A 4424-nucleotide genomic window follows, 5' to 3' on the forward strand; every position below is an offset into this window, starting at 1 on the left:
AAAATCGCTGACGCCTGACATGGACGGCGATACCATCGGTGCCTCGATCGAGATCAATACCACCAGTGCCTTTGACCGCAAGAAAGACCTGTTTTCGCTCAAGGCTGAAGGCAGCTACAATGATCTTGCGAACACCCTCACGCCGCGCCTCAGCCTCGACTTTTCCAAGAAGATAAGCGATGATTTTGGCGTTGCGGGCGGTGTCTCATATTATCTGCGGAAATTTGCTACCGACAATGTCGAGGCCGAAGGCTGGCGGACATCGGATGCCGGGATCGATTATGTCGAGGAAGTCGAGTATCGCGATTATGACGTCGAGCGCGAGCGCATCAGCGCCACGCTGAACTTCGATGCACGCCTCAGCGACACGACGAAACTCTATCTGCGTGGTCTCTACAGCCAGTTCGACGATCAGGAGTTCCGGCGCCGGTTGATTTTCATCTTTGATGAGGAGCCGCGCAGCGGCTCAGCCAACACAGCATTCTTCACCGACGAAGACGGTCGCATCGAAATTCGCCGGGACAACAAGGACCGGTTTGAGAGCCAGAAAATCCGCACCATCTCACTGGGCGGCGAGACCGAAACCGGGCCATGGAAATTCACCTATTCGGGCGCATGGGCAAAATCGAGCGAGCGTGAGAATGGCTCAGTCGATCCTGTGCGGTTCCGTTCGCGGTTTGATGACGACGGGCTTAGCGTCAACTTCGACTATACCGATGACATGATCCCGCGTTTCGAGATACCGACCGGCCGCGGCGCATTTACCAATCCGGCGCTTTATGAATTCAATCGGGCAGAGCTTACTGCCTTGTCGGACGCGCAGGACGAAGAGTTCACACTGCGTGCCGATCTCGCGCGCCGTTTTGCCCTGTCCTCGGGCGAGTTTACCCTGCAAGCCGGTGCCAAGTCGCGCTGGCGCGAGAAATCGTTTAATTTCGATCTTGAGTTCTATGACGGGTTTGATGGCCCCGATCTGCTGCTCAGCCAGTTTACCGGCCCGCAGACATTTGGTCTCGCCGACATCTCACCGCAGGTGGACAAGCGGGCGTTCTCGCGTTTCTTCCGTGACAATATCGGGCAATTTGAGCTCAATGCCATTGAAAGCACATTCGGCTCGGCGGTGGAAAACTTCACGGTCGATGAAGATATCCTCGCTGGCTACCTGCTTGGTCGTTACGACAGCGCGGAATTGCGGGTCATCGGCGGTGTCCGCGTTGAGCGCACACGCAATGACATCCGCGCCAATCTGGTCGAACTCATCGAAGAAGGCGCGGTACGCGGCGGTGTCGAGCTGGACGAGGACGCCGTGTTCATCACACCCAACGGGTTCCGGCGCAATTACACCAACTGGCTGCCCAGCATCACGGTGCGTTACGAACCCGCACCGAATGTCGTGTTGCGCGCCGGTGGCTTCCGCAGCCTGGTCCGCCCCAATCTTTCCGACCTTGCGCCGCGTTTCGTGGTCGAGGAAAATGATGGCAACGAGCGCCAGGGCGAATTCGGCAATCCTGACCTTCGCCCCTACAAGGCCTGGAGCTTTGATCTGTCTGCAGAATATTATTTCTCGCGCAACGGCGCGATTTCTGCCGGGTTTTTCTACAAGGATATCGAAGACTTTATCGTATCGGCGACATTCGAGGACCCGGCTACCGACCCGTTCGGCGGCGTGATCAACGGCATCGCTTATGACCAGGCTACCATTCCGCTGAACGGCGACAACGCTACGGTGACAGGCTTCGAATTCAGCTACCAGCAGGTGCTCGACTTCCTGCCCTCGCCGCTCGATGGCATTCTGGTCAACGTCAACTACACCTATACCGATGCCAAGGGCACCTTGTTCGATGGCCGCGAGATCGCATTGCCTGCTGCGTCCAAGAATACCTTCAACCTGGTGCTCGGCTATGAGAAGGGTCCAGTCAGCCTGCGCGCTGCGGGCACCTATCGCGACCGCTATCTTGACGAAATCGGCGGTGCTGCCGATGAAGACCGGATTGTTGATGAGCATTTCCAGGTCGACCTGAGTGGCCGCGTCGAGGTGCTACCGGGCGTCCGCCTCTTCGCCGAAGCGATCAACATTGGCGACCGGCCATTTTTCGCCTTCCAGAACTTCAACAATCGTCGCCGGTTGCTGCAATATGAAGAGTATAGCTTCACACTGAAGTTCGGTATAAGCGCCACCTTCTGATGACGCCTTTTTTCGACTGTACCGTTGCGCTGCTGGTCGCGACTTCGGTTGCCGCCAGCGGCGCGGCGTTCGCACAGGAACCGGTTACTGTCGTGCCCCACTCCCCCGGCCAGCCATATGCGGCCAAGGGACTGCCGGATCGGGTTGTGCTGACGCCGGGCGCCGACCCTTCGACCGCAATGGCAGTCGCCTGGCGCACAGATGTGCGGCAGGCCGCAGCGATGGCCGAGATCGCGCCGGCCATCGATGGACCAAGCATCGCATCGTTCGCAATGCCGGTGACCGGCACATCGCTCGACCTGACCAGCGAGAACGGGCCGTCACGCTATCACCATGCGCGCTTTGACGGGCTGACCCCCAACACCGCCTATCTGTACCGCGTCAAGGGCGCGGACGGCTGGAGCGAATGGCTGCAGTTCCGCACCGCTGCCGCTGAAGCAAAGCCGTTCACCTTCCTGTATTTTGGCGATACGCAAAACGGCATCCTGCCCATCGGGTCGCGGGTCATCCGTCAAGCGTTCCTCAACACTGCAGCACCGGCGCTCGCGGTGCATGCAGGCGATCTGGTCGCGCAGCGCGATGATCTGGTGCATGATGATGAATGGGGCGAATGGACGCAGTCGGGCGGCTACGCTTTCTCGATGATCCCGCAACTGCCCGCCCCCGGCAATCACGAATATGTCGATGACATCCAGCCCGATGGCAGCGAAAAGCGCCGGTTGGGGCCGCACTGGACTGCGAGCTTCGCCCTGCCCGCCAATGGCGCGCAGGGCGCAGCCGCGACGACCTATTATGCCGATTATCAGGGAGTGCGCTTTATCATTCTCGACGGCACGTCGGCGATTGATCTGGGCACCATCGATGCGCAGACGCGCTGGCTCGATGCAACACTCGCCGCCAGCAAAGCCGACTGGAACGTCGTGTTGTTCCACCAGCCAATCTTCACCTGCGCGCGCCCCAATGACACTGCAGAGCTGAAAACGGCGTGGAAACCGGTGTTCGAAAAGCACGATGTTGATCTGGTGCTGCAGGGCCATGACCATTGCTACAGCCGCCTGACTGCCGAACAGGGGGCGAGCGATGGCCGCGCAAAACGCGCATCGGGCGCAGCACAGGGGCCGGTTTACCTTGTCTCGGTCACCGGCAAGAAAATGTATGCGCTTAACAACCGCGCGCTGACCCAGCCCGACCGCGTGGCAGAAGATACCGAACTGTATCAGGTCTTTCATGTCGAACCGAACAGGATCGGCTTTCGCGCCTATACCGCATCAGGCAAGCTGTATGACAGTTTCGAGATGACACGCGGCGCCGATGGCAGGAAGATGCTGACCGAACAGACCGACGACCTGCTGCCGCTGCGCACCTGCAGGGGCGATGTCGGGCCCGACGGCGCGCCCTGCACTGCGCGTGGCAAATAACGCCGCGCGGGTCAGCCGCGTCCGCGATAGCCGGGCACGTCCTGCGGCGGCAACCACAGTCCCGCCGGGGGTTCGCCCGATTGCCAGAACACATCAATCGGGATGCCGCCGCGCGGATACCAGTAGCCGCCGATGCGCAACCAGTGCGGGACCATCTCGCTGAACAGCCGCTCGCCAATGCCGACGGTGCAATCCTCGTGGAACGCGGCATGGTTGCGGAAGCTGCCCAGAAACAGTTTGAGCGACTTGGATTCGACCATCACCTTACGCGGCGCATAATCGATCACCAAATGCGCGAAATCGGGCTGGCCGGTCACCGGGCACAGCGATGTGAACTCGGGCACGGCAAAGCGCACCAGATAGGGCTTGGCCGGGCGCGGATTGGGCACATAATCGAGCGTCGCCTGCTCAGGCGAAGCCGGGATCGGGCTGTCTTTGCCCAGAAAGCGGGTTTGGGGTTGATCGGTCATGCGCCTCATCTAATGCGGCACACGGCTGATGTCATCTGCTTGCCCGCGTTCAGCCATGATTAACTGCAGCGCCGGGCAAGGATGCTACGAGCCTGAGTTTGGTGCGGACCACCGTTCAGGCGGATCAAGGGACAGATGGGGACGACAATTTATATCCGTGCGACGCGCCTGATGGCAGCCTGCGGGCTGGCTGTGGCCGTGCTGTCCATAACTGCCGCCGCACAGAGCGTGCCGCCCTCTGACTTTTCGCTGCCCCCCGGCCGCGAACCGCCACCGCCACCGAGCAATGTGCAGGGGCCGGTTGACGCCGAATCCCCGCCGCCGCGTGCGCCCCAGCCGCGCACCGATCCC

At 60.6% G+C, this 4424-nt stretch carries 3 protein-coding genes and 1 pseudogene; 3 read left to right on the forward strand and 1 reads right to left on the reverse strand.

Translation table 11 applies throughout. The annotated features are described in order from the left end of the window. Both ACEW8G_RS04670 and ACEW8G_RS04675 read left to right on the forward strand, forming a co-directional pair. Window positions 1–2185 (forward strand): TonB-dependent receptor (locus tag ACEW8G_RS04670; protein WP_373487286.1); only part of this gene is annotated, 2185 nt, incomplete at its 5' end. After that, window positions 2185–3603: a fibronectin type III domain-containing protein gene (locus ACEW8G_RS04675; RefSeq protein ID WP_373487287.1), complete on the forward strand. Its 1419-nt coding sequence runs from the start codon at window positions 2185–2187 to the stop codon at window positions 3601–3603. The genes ACEW8G_RS04670 and ACEW8G_RS04675, both read left to right, overlap by 1 nt. Window positions 3604–3614: 11 nt before the next feature. Here the strand turns inward: ACEW8G_RS04675 and queF are convergent, their stop codons facing one another. Then, window positions 3615–4073 carry a preQ(1) synthase gene (gene queF, locus ACEW8G_RS04680; RefSeq protein WP_373487288.1) on the reverse strand — a complete coding sequence of 153 codons (459 nt, stop codon included), beginning with the start codon at window positions 4071–4073 and terminating at the stop codon, window positions 3615–3617. Window positions 4074–4208: 135 nt separating this feature from the next. Between queF and ACEW8G_RS04685 the strand changes: the two are divergent. Further along, window positions 4209–4424, forward strand: a pseudogene (locus ACEW8G_RS04685) (hypothetical protein); the annotation flags it as partial.

The sequence above is a fragment of the Blastomonas sp. genome, assembly GCF_041747255.1.
Lineage (GTDB): Bacteria > Pseudomonadota > Alphaproteobacteria > Sphingomonadales > Sphingomonadaceae > Blastomonas.